Source organism: Candidatus Pelagibacter sp. uisw_138, assembly GCF_059512485.2.
This window is the reverse complement of record NZ_CM183453.2, coordinates 1,350,676-1,364,785: the sequence shown is the minus strand read 5'-3', so window position 1 is coordinate 1,364,785 and position 14,110 is coordinate 1,350,676. Positions and strand designations below refer to the sequence as shown.

Here is a 14,110-nt window from a genome sequence, read left to right as displayed (position 1 = left end):
AATGAAAAAAAATTTTTTTATTTTAATTCTATTTTTACTTGTATCTTCTTGTGGGTATGAAGCTATACATTCTAAAAAAAATTCTTCTACTTATGACTTCTCTATAGATAAAATAAGCTTTATTGGGGATAGAGATATTAATTTAAAAATAAAAAGATTACTCAACAATTATACTTTAACCAAAAGAAATAAAAAATTCACCCTAAAGATACTGACTAAAACTGAAAAAACAGAACTTGCGAAAGATATTAAAGGGAATTCTACAAGTTTTAAAAAAACTATAACAGTTAATGTTGAAGTTTTTGTAGAAAATCAATTAAAAAATAATCTACAAATACTTGAAAGTTTTACTTATAAAAATAATAATAATAAATTTGAATTAAAAGGCTATGAAAAAGAAATTACAAATAATTTAGCTGAGACTGTTTCAGAAAAATTAGTTTTTAAATTATCCAATATTCAATGATACTAAAATCATTTGAACTAAAAAAATTAAAGTTAAATAATTATAATTTTTTTCTTTTTTATGGAAACAATGAAGGTTTAAAAGAAGAAACTATAGAGAATTTATTTGAAAAAAAATATCTAAATAAAATTCATAGATACGAAGAAAGAGAAGTCCTGGATAATACCAATAATTTTTTTGATAGCGTTCTCACGCAATCTTTTTTTGATAATGAAAAACTCATAATCATTAATAGAGCTACTGACAAAATTAGAGAAATTTTAGAAGAATTAATAGAGAAAAATCCTGAAGATATAAAAATAATTTTAAATTCAAAAAATCTTGAAAAAAAATCTGCTTTAAGAAAATTTTTTGAAAAAGAAAAATCAATTATATGTGTTCCATTTTATGAAGATAATAACCAAACATTAAATTCAATAATTAGTCTTTTTTTTAGAAATAAAAAAATACCAATTTCTCAACAATTAATAAACATCTTGGTAGAACGAAGTAGAGGTGATAGAAAAAATTTAAATAATGAATTAAAAAAAATTTTGGCCTATTCATTGAATAAAAAAAGCTTAAATCTTAACGAAATAATAAAGTTAACTAACCTAGCTGACAACTATAGTGCTTCGGAACTAGTGGACCACTCACTTGCTAAAAACATGAGGAAAACAGTCACTATTTTGAATGAAAACAATTATTCAGATGAAGATAATATTATAATTGTTAGAACATTATTAGCTAAGCTCAAAAGGCTAGTTAAAATTCAAGAATTAGTTGATGAAAAAAAAAACATTGAACAAGCAATTTCTGCTTGTAAACCACCAATTTTTTGGAAGGACAAGCCTCTTGTTAATCAACAAATACGGTCTTGGAATAAAAATCTTTTAACAAATTTAATTTATAAAACTAATGAAATTGAGCTTTTAATTAAAAAAAATTCTACCATGGCTAAAAATATATTGTCAGATTTTATAATTAACAATTCAAAAAAAACTAATAATTAGATTTAATAATCTCAATTATTTTATTTAACTGATCTAGATTTTTATATTCTAATAATAAAGATCCTGAATTATTTTTTTTATTTTTAATCAGAACATTAAGACCAATTTTTTCTCTAATTGAAGTCTCTAAAGCTTGTAAATTTGTATCTCTAAAAGACTTAAGAGAGTGTTTTTTAGTCTTAAAAATTTTAACAAAATTTTCTGATTGTCGAACAGAAAGGTTTTTTTCAATTATTTTATTTGCAGCAAACTCTGCATTATCTAGACCTACCAAAATTTTTGCATGTCCTGCTGATAATTTTTGAGTTTCAATTAACTTTAAAACTGCTTCTGGAAGGTTGAGTAGCCTTAAAAAGTTAGAAATATGGCTTCTACTTTTTCCAATAAATTGTGCTACTTTTTCTTGATCATACGAAAACTCTTCAATAAGACGTTTATAGCCACGTGCTTCTTCGATTGCATTTAAGTCATTTCTTTGAACATTTTCAATAATTGCAAATTCTAAAGATTTTAAATCATCTACATCTGTAATAACCACTGGAACTTCGTGTAGCCCTGCTTTTTGTGCTGATAACCACCTTCTCTCTCCGGCAATTATCTCATACTTTGAACTATCGTTACTAGACTTTCTAACAATAATTGGTTGAATGATACCTCTTTCTTTTATTGAGTTTGTTAAATCTTGTAAACTTTCCTCATCAAATGTTTTCCTTGGTTGAAATTTATTGCTTACAAGATCAGATATCGAAACTTTATTAATATTTATTTCTACTTTTGTTTCACCTATTAAAGATGACAAACCTCTACCTAGACCTTTTTTTATTTTGTTTGTATCCATTATGCAGCACTCCCTATTTTTTGTTCTTGATTAATAAATTCATCTGTAAAATTAAAATATGATTTACTACCAGGACAAGATTTATCATACATTAAGACTGGCATGCCGTGTGATGGGGCCTCTGAAAGCCTGACGTTTCTTGGGATCACTGTTAGATAAACTTTTTCATTGAAATAGTCCCTTGCTTCTTTTTCAACTTGTGTGGATAGCTTATTTCTTTTATCAAACATTGTTAAAAGTATGCCTCTAATTTTTAATTCAGGATTTAAATTAACTTTTATTCGTTCTATGGTTTTCATTAGCTGGGTTAAACCCTCTAAAGCAAAAAATTCAGTCTGCAGTGGAACTAATAGTGAGTGAGAAGACACTAGCGCCATGACTGTAAGCAAGCTTAGTGATGGTGGACAGTCTATAAGTACATAATCATAGGTTGCTCTAGAATCATTTAAATAAGCGGTTAATTCGCGTTTTAAAATGAAGGCTCTCATGCTGTCATCAGCTGTCTCGACCTCAAGCCCAGATAAATCTACATTCGAAGTGATAATATCTAAATTTTTGAACACAGTTTTTCTAATCACATCAGAAATGGCCTTTGTACCATTCAATACTCCATAAATAGTGTCTGTTGAACTCTCTAAATTGGATAAACCAAGTCCTGTAGTAGCGTTCCCTTGTGGATCAAGATCAATAACTAAAACTTTTTTTTCTTGTTGGGCTAAACCTGCTGCAAGATTAATTACTGTTGTTGTTTTTCCGACCCCACCCTTTTGATTTATTACAGAAATAATTTGCATTTAGTTTTTTAATTTTTTTTTTTTAATATTTTTTATATTTAATAAAAATGAATCTTCACTTGTAATGCTTTTTTTCTTTTCAAAATCAAAATTCCAATTTATTAAAGTTTCTTCTAAAACTTTTTCTCCATTTTTTCCCATGAAGACAATTAAATTTTTGTAACTGCTAAAATTTTTATAAACTAAATCTAAAATTATTGGTAAAGGTTTAAAGGCTCTTGCCATTATTGTACCCGAGTCTAAATTTTGTGCCTCAAAAATATTTTCTTGCATGACTTCGGTATTTAATTTTAAATCTCTAGATACTTTTCTTAAAAAAGAGCTTTTATGGTGACTTTTTTCATATAAGTGAACTTTGATCAAATTTTTCTGATTTTTAATCATAATTGATATAATTATGCCTGGCATACCTCCACCTGAACCTATATCCGTTATAATACTACTATTTAAATCAACAAATTCAATAATTTGTGCTGAATCAATTATATGACGTTCCCTAATAACCTCATTTTTGGCTGTTTCTTTACTTATTATATTAATTTCATCATTCCTCTGCTGTAGCATGGATATAAATAGCTCAAACTCAATTAATGTTTCACGTGGAACATTTTGGTTTTTTAGTAGTGGATATTTTTTAAAAATTTCTTCCATTAAGCTATAAGCTTAATAGACTTTCTTTTTACATGTGACAACAAAATATATACAGCAGCTGGAGTAATTCCATCGATTCGCAGTGCTTGTCCCATAGTTTTTGGTTTTATTTGTTTAAATTTGGCTTTTACCTCATTTGACAGCCCAGAAAGATCATCATAATTAACTTTTTCAGGTATGACTAAATTTTCATCTCTTTTAAATGCTAATATATCTGCTTTTTGTTTTTTAAGATAGCCTCTATAATGAGCATTTATTTCAATTTGCTCATCTATTTTTTTATCAAAAAATGGAATTTCAGGCCAAATTTCTCTTATTTTTTTCATATCAACACCTTTTTGGGTTAATATTTCATTAGATTTCCTTATAATACCGTCTTTTGCAATTTTAATATCAAAGTTTTTAATTTTTGTTGGAGATATTGATGATTCAGACATTATTTTAGATATTATTCCTAATTTATGTTCTTTATCTCTAAAAATATCTTCTCTTTCTTTTAATATTAATCCAATTTCAATTCCTTTATTTGTTAACCTTTGGTCGGCATTATCTGCTCTCAAACTAAGTCTATATTCTGCTCTTGAGGTGAACATTCTATAAGGCTCTGCAACACCCTTTGTTACCAAATCATCTATCATAACTCCAATGTATGCATCTGATCTATCCAAAATGAATGGTTCTTCTTTCTTAAAAGATAACGCAGCATTAATTCCAGCGATTAATCCTTGGGCTGCAGCTTCTTCATATCCTGTTGTTCCATTTATTTGCCCAGCAAGGTATAAATTTTGAATTTTTTTAGTCTCAAGAGTTAAAAATAGTTCTCTAGGGTCAATATAGTCATATTCTATGGCATAACCTGGTCTAATTATCTTAACATTTTCCAAACCACTGATATTGTTACATATTTCTTGTTGAACATCCTCAGGTAGTGAGGTAGATATTCCATTTGGGTATATTGTGTGATCATTTAGTCCTTCAGGCTCTAAATATATCTGGTGACGGTCCTTATCTGCAAACTTTACTATTTTATCCTCTATTGAAGGACAATATCTTGGGCCAACCCCCTGTATGCTTCCTGAGTACATGGCACTTCTTTTTAGATTTTTTTGAATTATCTTATGAACCTTTTCGTTCGTATAAGTCATCCGACATGAAACTTGTTTGTTTAAATTTTTTTTAGTTAAGAAAGAAAAAAAATAAGGATCGTCGTCTGCAAACTGTTCTTCTAAATCATCATACTTAATTGTTCGGGCATCGAGTCTTGGTGGTGTTCCTGTCTTAAGTCTTCCTATTTTAAAATCATACTTTTCAAGTTGTTCACTTAATCCTGTTGAGGGCTTTTCATCAAACCTTCCTGCTGGTGTTCTCTTGTCACCTATATGAATCAAACCATTCAAAAAAGTGCCTGTTGTTAAGATTAGCTTACCACATAAAATTTTTTTGCCTGACTTTGTTTCAAAGCCACTTATAGTGTTTTTATTAAAAATAAACCTTATTACAGGATCAGAAAAAATGTTTAAATTACAGTAGTTTAGTAATTTTTCTTGCATATATTTACGATATAATGATCTGTCTGATTGAGTTCTGGGTCCTTGAACTGCAGGCCCTCTACTTCTATTTAATAATCTAAATTGTATACCTGATTTATCTGCAACCTCTCCCATCACACCGTCTAAGGCATCTATCTCTCTAACAAGGTGACCTTTACCAAGACCTCCTATTGCGGGGTTACAAGACATCTCACCTATTGTTTCAATTTTGTGAGTGAATAGGGCAGTGTTAACTCCAAGACGTGCAGACGCTGCAGCAGCTTCACAACCAGCATGTCCTCCTCCAATAACAACTACTTCAAATGACAGATCATTTTTCATAATTTAAATTTATAACTGATCAAATTTTTTACAAGATGAGAGTCGAAACTAATTAAATTATTTTAAATATGTTTTCGATCTTAAAAATTACTAAAAAGGTCTATAAATTTCTTAAATAAGCTATGTTTATCAACAATAAGTGACCAAAATGATTCAAAAACTCAGGTAAAAAGCAAGTTTTAAGTAAAAATGAGATGTGTTGATAGTATTAGTTTATTTGAGAAAAAAACAGTTTTAATATTGGTATTATTTATTTTCCAATACAAAAATCATTGAAGATACTGCCTAATATTTCTTCAACATCTACTTTTCCAACTATCATTCCTAAATGCCGAGTTGCTAAACGAAGATCTTCTGCAGCTTTATCAAAATCTTCTGCTTCATTTTTTTCTTCAAAGTTTTTCAAATAATTTAAGCTTTGTTCAAGATGTTGCCTATGTCTTTCACGAGTAATTAAAATATCCTCACTTGTGATGAATTTATTTTTTAATTTATTTTTAATTTTTAAAATTAAATCTTCTACGTTGAGATTGTTTTTTACTGAAATTAAAATATGTTCAAAAATTTTTATTTCAGGACTTAAATCTTCTTTTAAAAGATCTGATTTATTAACTACAAGTATTGCATTTTCATCCATCAATTCCTTAAGAATTCCTTTAAAATCAATGCTTTTAGCGTCTATAACGATCAACTTTAGATCTGCATTTTCAGCCTTATCAAGTGCTAATTTTATTCCTTTTTTTTCTATTTCATCTTTAGAATCTCTGATTCCTGCAGTGTCAGAAACAACAACTGGATAACCATCAATATTTAAATGTGTCTCGATTACATCTCTTGTTGTTCCAGCTGTTTCTGAAACGATTGCTGCATCTCGATTTGAAAGGTGATTTAGTAAACTAGATTTTCCAGCGTTGGTCGGTCCTATGATTGCAATCTTAAAACCTTCTCTAATTCTTTCACCAACTTTCTGGTCATCTAAAATTTTTTTTACATTTAAAATTACTTCATTGGAAATTTTTTTAATATTTTTCAAAATATCTTCAGGCAGGTCTTCGTCTGGAAAATCTATTTTTGCTTCAACGTGTGATAAAATTTTTAAAAGTTTTTCTCTTATGTTGTTAAATTTATCTGCAGATTTTCCATTCATAATTTTTATTGCTTGTTGTCTTTGGATTTCAGTTTCTGCCGAAATTAAATCAGCAATACTTTCTGCTTTCAGCAAATTTATTTTTCCATTTTGGAATGCAAGTTTTGTAAATTCACCTGCTTCGGCTAGACGACAATTTTCAATTTTTGAAACAGAGGAGTGAAGGGCATCAATTACTGCTTTGCTTCCGTGTATGTGGAATTCAGCCATATCTTCACCTGTGTAGCTCTCAGGGCCAGGAAACCACAATATTATCCCCTCATCAATAAGCTCGGAAGTGTTGATTTTGTTGATCTTTCTTAATGTAGCAACTCTTGGCTCTGGAAGCGCCGCATTGGTTAATAATTTTATTACTTTTTTAGTATCTTCTCCCGAAACCCTAACAATAGCTATTCCAGAAATTCCTGGGCCAGTGGAAAGAGCATAAATTGTCATGCGAATATTATAGCTTCAATTTTGTAGTTCTGTAAAACTTTAAATTAATTGGTAGGAGATTTGTACTAAGCTGGTTTATTCATTGAGCTAAAGAAATCTGCATTACTTTTTGTTTCTTTAAGTTTTGAATTAATAAATTCAATAGCATCCATTGTTCCCATTGGACTAATGATTCTTCTTAGTACGTTCATCTTTGAAAGGTCGTCTTTATCAAAAAGTAATTCTTCTCTTCTTGTTCCAGATTTAGTTATATCGATTGCTGGATAAATTCTTCTTTCAGCAATTTTTCTATCCAGAACTGTTTCACTATTTCCGGTTCCTTTAAATTCTTCAAAAATAACTTCATCCATTCTTGATCCTGTATCAATCAAAGCTGTTGAGATGATTGTTAAAGATCCACCTTCTTCAATATTTCTAGCAGCACCAAAAAATCTTTTTGGTTTTTGAAGTGCGTTCGCGTCAACACCACCTGTTAAAACTTTTCCAGAACTTGGGATCACTGCATTATAAGCTCTACCCAATCTTGTGATCGAGTCTAATAAAATTACTACATCTTTTTTATGCTCTGTTAATCTTTTTGCTTTTTCAATTACCATTTCAGCTACAGCAACGTGTCTTGAAGCAGGCTCATCAAAAGTAGAGCTGATAACCTCACCCTTAACTGTTCTTTTCATATCGGTTACTTCTTCTGGTCTTTCATCAATCAATAAAACCATCAAGTAACTTTCTGGATAGTTTTTAGCAATCGAATTTGCAATGCTTTGTAAAATCATTGTCTTACCAGCTTTGGGGGGTGAGATAATTATTGATCTTTGACCTTTTCCAATTGGACTTACAAGATCAATTAATCTTGGAGTTAAATCTGGTTTTTTTTCAATCTTGGTTGTCTCAACTTCCATCACCATTTGTTTATTTGGGTAGAGTGGAGTTAAATTATCAAACGCAATTTTGTGGCGAGCTTTTTCTGGTTCTTCAAAATTTATTTTTTCTACTTGTAATAATGCAAAATATCTTTCTCCTTCTTTGGGTGCTCTAACGGGACCCTCGACTGTATCTCCTGTTCTTAAACCAAATTTTCTAATCTGACTTGGGCTAACATAGATATCATCTGGTCCAGCTAAATAATTTGATTCCATTGCTCTTAAAAAACCAAATCCATCTTGTAATAATTGTAAAACTCCAGCTCCAGTTATCTCCTCTTTTTCTGCAACTTTTTTTAATATAGCAAATAAAATTTCTTGTTTTCTAAGTGTGCTAGCATTTTCAATGCCTAGCTTTTCTGCTTGTGCTATTAATTGTTCAGATGATTTTAATTTAAGTTCTTGTATATTCATGAGTGGGGGAGGGGGTTAAAATTTTTGTAAGTGAGATAAATATATATACTCTTTAAACTATTACAAGCTTAGATGGGCTTAAAAACAACAATAAAAACTATTAAAATAAGCAATATTGTTGGTACTTCATTGATTATTCTAAAAAACTTAGAGGATTTAGTATTTTGATCCAAATTAAAATCACTAAAAAGTTTGGATAAATAGAAATGATATAAGGTTAATAAAATCACTAACGATAATTTTAGTTTAATCCAAGTTGCAGAAAAAACTTCGAAGCCTAAAGAGGAAATTAAAATTAATCCAAACACCCAAGTTAAAATCATTGCTGGTGTCATGATGTAAAAATATAATTTTTTTTCCATTGTTTTAAATACTGAAGAAGTGTTTTTATCTTTTAAATTTTCTACGTGGTATACGAAAATTCTGGGTAAATATAAAAGTCCTGCCATCCATGAGATTACTGCTATTAAATGTAGGCTCTTAAATAATAAATAACTATTCATAATTTAAACAGGGGCATTTTTTAAAATTAGATGGACATTGTATCTTTGGTGGATAAAGATCCTCACTAATTTTATATTCATTTTTTTTAATTATTAATTCTGACATTGCTTTAATAAAATCCTCATTAATTCCAAGTGCTGGAACTCTTGTATAATTTTTACATCCATTAGCATCTGCTATTTCTTTATATTCTATATCAAGCTCAACGAGAGTTTCTGAGTGTTCGGAAACAAACGCGATAGGGACCAAAACGATATGCTTACCAATCTTGGAATTTTCAATAATTATAGTTTCTGTAGATGGTCCTATCCATTTTAGTGGACCAACTCGACTTTGATAACTTAATATCCAATCAAGGTTCTCATCATTTAAACTCTCAACTATTTTTTTAACCGATTGTTCCACTTGCCATTGATAGGGGTCTCCTTTTTTAATATTTTTTTCTGGTAGGCCGTGCGCAGAAAATATTAATTTAAAGTTTTTAAGATCTTTAATTTTTTTTATTATCTCTTTCGTATGAGCGTTAATAAAATTCTTGTCTGTTGGGTAACAGCATATTGTGCTTGTTTTTACATGGTAGTTATTTTTTTTACAAACGTCTTTCCATTCTTTAATTGAAGACCCCGATGTTGCAGCAGAGTATTGGGGATACAGGGGCATTAAAACAACTTCGTCTGGGCCATATAATTGAACATCTTTAATCACATCTTTAGCTCTTGGATTCCAGCATCTCATTATGATGAAGCATTTGTATTCGTCTTCCTCTTGCGTTTGATTTAGTTTTATTTCTAGAGCATCAGACTGTTCTTTGGTTAATTTTAATATGGGTGATGAGCCACCTAATTCTGCATAAATTTTCTTAGCAACAGGTGCTCTTCTATTAGAGATTAGTTTTGCTAATGGGTATCTTAAAAAGGTTGGTAAATTTAAAATCGCTGGGTCATTAAATAAATTAAATAAAAAGGGTTCAACATTTTCTAATTTATCTGGGCCCCCAAGATTAAATAAAATAATTGCTTTTTTCATTTAATAATCTTTTACCATCTTCACCAAATAATCCACCATATTAGGATCTGTTTGAGGCAATACGCCATGCCCTAAATTAAAAATATATGGGTGATCTTTGAATATATCTAAATATCTTCTTGTTTCTTTTTTTAAATTTTCTTTATCCGTTAATAATATCTTTGGATCAAGTCCTCCTTGGACAGGTATATTAATTTCTTTGCATATAGATATTGGGTTTACATCATAGTCGATATTGACAGCATCGGGTTTAACAATATCACAATAATTTTTATAATTTTTTATTCCTCTTGGAAAACAAATTACTGGTACGTTCAGTGATTTTACATAATCAACTAAATTTAGTGTTGGAATATAAATATAGTTTGGTAAATCTTTTTCTCCTAACAAACCAGCCCAGCTATCAAAAATCTGAATCACGCTTGCACCATTTTTTATTTGTTGGTCGATATGCAGCTTTAAAAATTTTTCTAAGATTATTAAAATTCTATTTATTAGAAATTCATCTTTAAAAAAATCTTTTATTAATTCTTTTTTTGGTGAATGTTTATTAATCATATAAACTAACAATGTCCATGGTGCTCCGACAAAGCCTATTACGTTTTTGTTTTTAATTAAGTTATTTTCGCTTACTTTTTTAATTGATTTATAAACCGGATATAATTTTTCTATAAAATCGATTTCATCAACCTTAGACATTTGATCTAAATTTAAAGAACCTAATTGTGGGCCAAAATCTTTTTTGAATTCTACCTTTTGATTTAACCCATACGGTAACATTAAAATATCTGAAAAAATTATTGCTGCATCTAATTCAAATCTTTTTAAAGGTTGTAGAGTAATCTCTGATGATAAATTTTCATTCAAACACAAATTGATAAAATCCGGATTTGATTTTCTAATTTCCCTAAACTCTGGAAGATACCTACCTGCTTGTCTCATTAACCATATTGGAGAATTAGTTGTTTTTTTGTTCATTATGGTTTCTTGGATGGGTGTCATAATAATAAGTAAATATTTAATTATAGTATTAGTTATATAGTATGTGAATATTGGTAATTAATTGTTTTACACATTTTATACATGATTTATTAACAATTAATAATTTATAGAAGGGAATTATATTTTACAAATCAGGCCTTTATTTAATTTTATTAGATAAAATGTATATTAATAGTTCACATGTTTATTAATGTTAATAAAAACGAGTTTTTACAGTGAAAAATAAAAAACATCATTATTTTAAAAAATGATAAAAATAATACTTAAATATCAACTTTTAATACATGAGTAATACATATCAAATATACCTTATTTCTGACTCCACTGGAGAGACTCTAGATAGAGTGTTTTTAGCAATTAAAGCTCAATTTAAAAACATAAAATATGATGTTAAATCTTACTTTTTTACAAGGACAGAAAATCAAGTTTCTAAAATAATGGAAGAAGCAAAAAAAAATGATAATGCAATAATTTTATATACAATTGTTGACACTTCTCTTGCAAAGTTTTTAGCAAACAAAGGAGATGAAAAAAAAATTCCATGCTTCAGCGTTTTAGGAAATTTAATAACGAATTTTTCTAAACTATTAAATCAAAAGGCATCCCACGTTCCAAGCGGACAACATGCCTTGAACAAAGAATATTATGAAAGAATCGAAGCTATCCAGTTTACCATGGCTCACGACGACGGAAACCTTGTTGAAGATATAGATAAAGCAGACTTGATATTGTTAGGAGTAAGCAGAACAAGTAAAACACCAACATCAATTTATTTAGCCAACAAAGGTTATAAAACCCTAAATATTCCTCTGGTAAACGAACAATCAATACCAGAAAACTTAAAAAAGAATCCTAAACTTTCTTGTGTAGTTGGCTTAACAACAGAACCTCAGCGACTAGTTGATATTAGAAAAAATAGGATGAGTGCTCTTAAAGAAAAAGAAAATACAAGCTATACAAATATTAGTAAAATAGAAAAAGAAATTAACGAAGCCAAAAAAACATTTACCAAGTATAAATGGCCAACAATTGATGTTACCAGAAAATCAGTAGAAGAAACTGCAGCATCAATAATTAAGATTTATGAAATAAATAAAAATAATGGTTAAAGAAATTATACTTGCATCAAAAAGTGGTGTGAGAAAAAAAATTTTAGAGGCAAATAATATTAAGTGTAAAATAGAGCCATCTAACGTGGACGAGGATAGTGTTAAAGAAAGTTTATTGAAAGAAAAGGCAACTCCAACAATTATTTCAAAAAATTTAGCAGAATTAAAGGCCAACAAAATAAGCCAAAAGTTTACAGAGGAAATGGTGCTTGGAGCAGATAGCGTAATAGATTTAGAGGGTGAAATAATATCAAAACCAAACGATAGAGCTAAGGCACTAGAAATATTAAAAAAAATGAATGGAAAAACTCATCAACTGATAAGTTCTGTTTGTATTTCAAGGGGTGGATCAATGATATGGAATTACACAGATAAAGCCTCATTAACCATGAAAAATATGACTTTTTTGGAACTAGAGAATTACTTGGAAAAGATTTCTAATGAGGATCTCTATGCTTATAATGTTTATCAAATTGAAGGAGAAGGAAGAAGTTTATTTTCAAAAATAGAAGGGGATGAAGATACGATCATGGGCCTTCCAGTCAAAAAAATTAAAGAATATCTTAATATTATAAAATGAAAAAAAAATTTTTAGTTATAGGAAATCCAATTGATCATAGCTTGTCACCAAAATTACATAATTATTGGATAGAAAAATATAAAATTGATGCAGCTTATGAAAAAAAGCTTTTAAGTTATAATGAGATAGAAAGTTTAATTTTTAATATTAGGCAAGAAAAAATTCATGGGTTAAATGTAACAGTACCATTTAAAAAGATGGTTATACCTTTTTTAGATGAGTTAAGTGAGGAAGCAGAAATTTCTCAATCAGTAAACACAATTTATAAAAATGGTAATAAAATTATAGGTGATAATACTGATATAGAGGGTTTTAAACTTGGTTTAGAAGAAACAGGGCCAGAAACTAAAAATAAAAAAGTTCTAATACTTGGGGCGGGTGGGGTTGTTCCTTCAATTATTATTGCGCTTAAGAAAATGCAAATCGAAAAAATTTATTTAAGTAATCGAACAGAATTAAAAGCAATTGAGCTAAAGAAAAACTTTCCAGAAATTGAAATTATTAAATGGGGAGAAATTTTAGATTTTGATATAATCATAAACGCAACAAGTATTGGATTAAAAGAGGAAGATGAAATTAATATTAATTATCAACAAATTAGCAAAGACAAATTTTTTTATGATCTAATTTATAATCCACCAGAAACAAACTTTTTAAAAAATGCAAAAAAGTATGGTGGAATAACAAAGAATGGTAAAATGATGTTTATTTATCAGGCTCAAAAAGCCTTTTTTATCTGGCATAAAGTTGTTCCAGAAGTAGATAATGAAACAATAAATCTTTTAAATATATGATTAAAATTGCAGTGGTAGGAGATATTGGTTCTGGAAAAAGTCATATCTCTAAACTCTTTGGTTACCCAGTTTTTAATGCCGATCAAGAGGTGGCAAGCATATATAAAAAAAACAAAAATTGTTTTAAAAAATTAAAAAAAAATTTACCTAAATATTTTTCAGTATTTCCAATAAATAAAATACAAATTATAAAAGCTATAGAGGATAGTGAAAAAAATTTAAAAAAAATTACTAAAATTATTCATCCAGAAGTTAAAAAAAAATTATCTACTTTTTTAAAAAAAAATAAAAAAAGAAAAGCCATAATTTTAGACATCCCTCTTTTATTAGAAAATAAACTAAACCAGAAAAGTGATATAATAGTTTTTATTCAATCAAAAAAAAAAGAGATTATAAAAAGACTAAAAAAAAGAGATAATTTTAATTTTAACTTATATAACCAATTTAAAAAAATACAGTTACCACTTAGTTATAAAAAGAAAAAATCTAACTATATTATTAAAAATAATTTTACCAATAAACTTGTTAAGATAAGTGTAAAAAAAATTTTAAAGAGAATTATATAAA

15 protein-coding genes are annotated in these 14,110 nt (G+C 28.5%); 6 read left to right on the top strand and 9 right to left on the bottom strand.

Translation table 11 applies throughout. The features are described 5' to 3' along the window. The first annotated feature begins 1 nt into the window (after position 1). Both AC5YGC_RS07330 and holA read left to right on the top strand, forming a co-directional pair. Positions 2–466 (top strand): hypothetical protein, encoded by a 465-nt coding sequence (locus AC5YGC_RS07330; protein WP_496139570.1) that lies wholly within the window; start codon positions 2–4, stop codon positions 464–466. Continuing rightward, on the top strand, positions 463–1,458 hold the full coding sequence (gene holA / locus AC5YGC_RS07325; RefSeq protein ID WP_496139569.1) for a DNA polymerase III subunit delta: 996 nt from the start codon (positions 463–465) through the stop codon (positions 1,456–1,458). Before AC5YGC_RS07330 ends, holA begins: the two co-directional genes overlap by 4 nt. Here holA and AC5YGC_RS07320 read toward each other — a convergent pair. The 9 genes from AC5YGC_RS07320 to hemE form a co-directional block, all read right to left on the bottom strand. Continuing rightward, a complete protein-coding gene (locus tag AC5YGC_RS07320; RefSeq protein ID WP_496139568.1) occupies positions 1,448–2,296 on the bottom strand; it encodes a ParB/RepB/Spo0J family partition protein in 849 nt (282 codons plus the stop codon). The two genes, holA and AC5YGC_RS07320, sit on opposite strands and share 11 nt — an antisense overlap. Then, positions 2,296–3,090: an AAA family ATPase gene (locus tag AC5YGC_RS07315; protein ID WP_496139567.1), complete on the bottom strand. Its 795-nt coding sequence runs from the start codon at positions 3,088–3,090 to the stop codon at positions 2,296–2,298. Before AC5YGC_RS07315 ends, AC5YGC_RS07320 begins: the two co-directional genes overlap by 1 nt. After that, the gene (locus tag AC5YGC_RS07310) at positions 3,091–3,741 is read right to left on the bottom strand and encodes an RsmG family class I SAM-dependent methyltransferase (RefSeq protein WP_496139566.1); all 651 of its coding nucleotides are present in this window, start codon (positions 3,739–3,741) and stop codon (positions 3,091–3,093) included. It lies immediately after the preceding gene. Then, entirely contained in the window at positions 3,741–5,612 is a 1,872-nt protein-coding gene (gene mnmG / locus AC5YGC_RS07305; protein ID WP_496139565.1) for a tRNA uridine-5-carboxymethylaminomethyl(34) synthesis enzyme MnmG, read from the bottom strand. The genes AC5YGC_RS07310 and mnmG overlap by 1 nt, the downstream gene beginning before the upstream one ends. Positions 5,613–5,862: 250 nt before the next feature. Then, complete coding sequence (mnmE, locus tag AC5YGC_RS07300) at positions 5,863–7,194, bottom strand: tRNA uridine-5-carboxymethylaminomethyl(34) synthesis GTPase MnmE (RefSeq protein ID WP_496139564.1); 1,332 nt, start codon at positions 7,192–7,194, stop codon at positions 5,863–5,865. A 65-nt stretch (positions 7,195–7,259) separates the two neighbouring features. Then, complete coding sequence (rho, locus tag AC5YGC_RS07295; protein ID WP_496139563.1) at positions 7,260–8,528, bottom strand: transcription termination factor Rho; 1,269 nt, start codon at positions 8,526–8,528, stop codon at positions 7,260–7,262. A gap of 68 nt (positions 8,529–8,596) precedes the next feature. After that, positions 8,597–9,031: a protoporphyrinogen oxidase HemJ gene (hemJ, locus tag AC5YGC_RS07290; protein WP_496139562.1), complete on the bottom strand. Its 435-nt coding sequence runs from the start codon at positions 9,029–9,031 to the stop codon at positions 8,597–8,599. After that, entirely contained in the window at positions 9,024–10,058 is a 1,035-nt protein-coding gene (hemH, locus tag AC5YGC_RS07285) for a ferrochelatase (RefSeq protein WP_496139561.1), read from the bottom strand. Before hemH ends, hemJ begins: the two co-directional genes overlap by 8 nt. After that, a complete protein-coding gene (gene hemE, locus AC5YGC_RS07280) occupies positions 10,059–11,060 on the bottom strand; it encodes a uroporphyrinogen decarboxylase (protein ID WP_496139560.1) in 1,002 nt (333 codons plus the stop codon). Between the two features lie 284 nt (positions 11,061–11,344). On the opposite strand from hemE, the gene AC5YGC_RS07275 reads away from it, so the two are divergent. From AC5YGC_RS07275 to coaE, 4 genes are read left to right on the top strand one after another with little or no spacing between them, the layout of a single operon-like run. Continuing rightward, entirely contained in the window at positions 11,345–12,169 is an 825-nt protein-coding gene (locus tag AC5YGC_RS07275) for a pyruvate, phosphate dikinase/phosphoenolpyruvate synthase regulator (protein WP_496139559.1), read from the top strand. Next, the gene (locus AC5YGC_RS07270; protein ID WP_496139558.1) at positions 12,162–12,749 is read left to right on the top strand and encodes a Maf family nucleotide pyrophosphatase; all 588 of its coding nucleotides are present in this window, start codon (positions 12,162–12,164) and stop codon (positions 12,747–12,749) included. Before AC5YGC_RS07275 ends, AC5YGC_RS07270 begins: the two co-directional genes overlap by 8 nt. Continuing rightward, the gene (aroE, locus tag AC5YGC_RS07265; protein ID WP_496139557.1) at positions 12,746–13,543 is read left to right on the top strand and encodes a shikimate dehydrogenase; all 798 of its coding nucleotides are present in this window, start codon (positions 12,746–12,748) and stop codon (positions 13,541–13,543) included. The genes AC5YGC_RS07270 and aroE overlap by 4 nt, the downstream gene beginning before the upstream one ends. Then, positions 13,540–14,109 carry a dephospho-CoA kinase gene (coaE, locus tag AC5YGC_RS07260; protein ID WP_502314016.1) on the top strand — a complete coding sequence of 190 codons (570 nt, stop codon included), beginning with the start codon at positions 13,540–13,542 and terminating at the stop codon, positions 14,107–14,109. Before aroE ends, coaE begins: the two co-directional genes overlap by 4 nt. The last annotated feature ends 1 nt before the right edge of the window (position 14,110 follow it).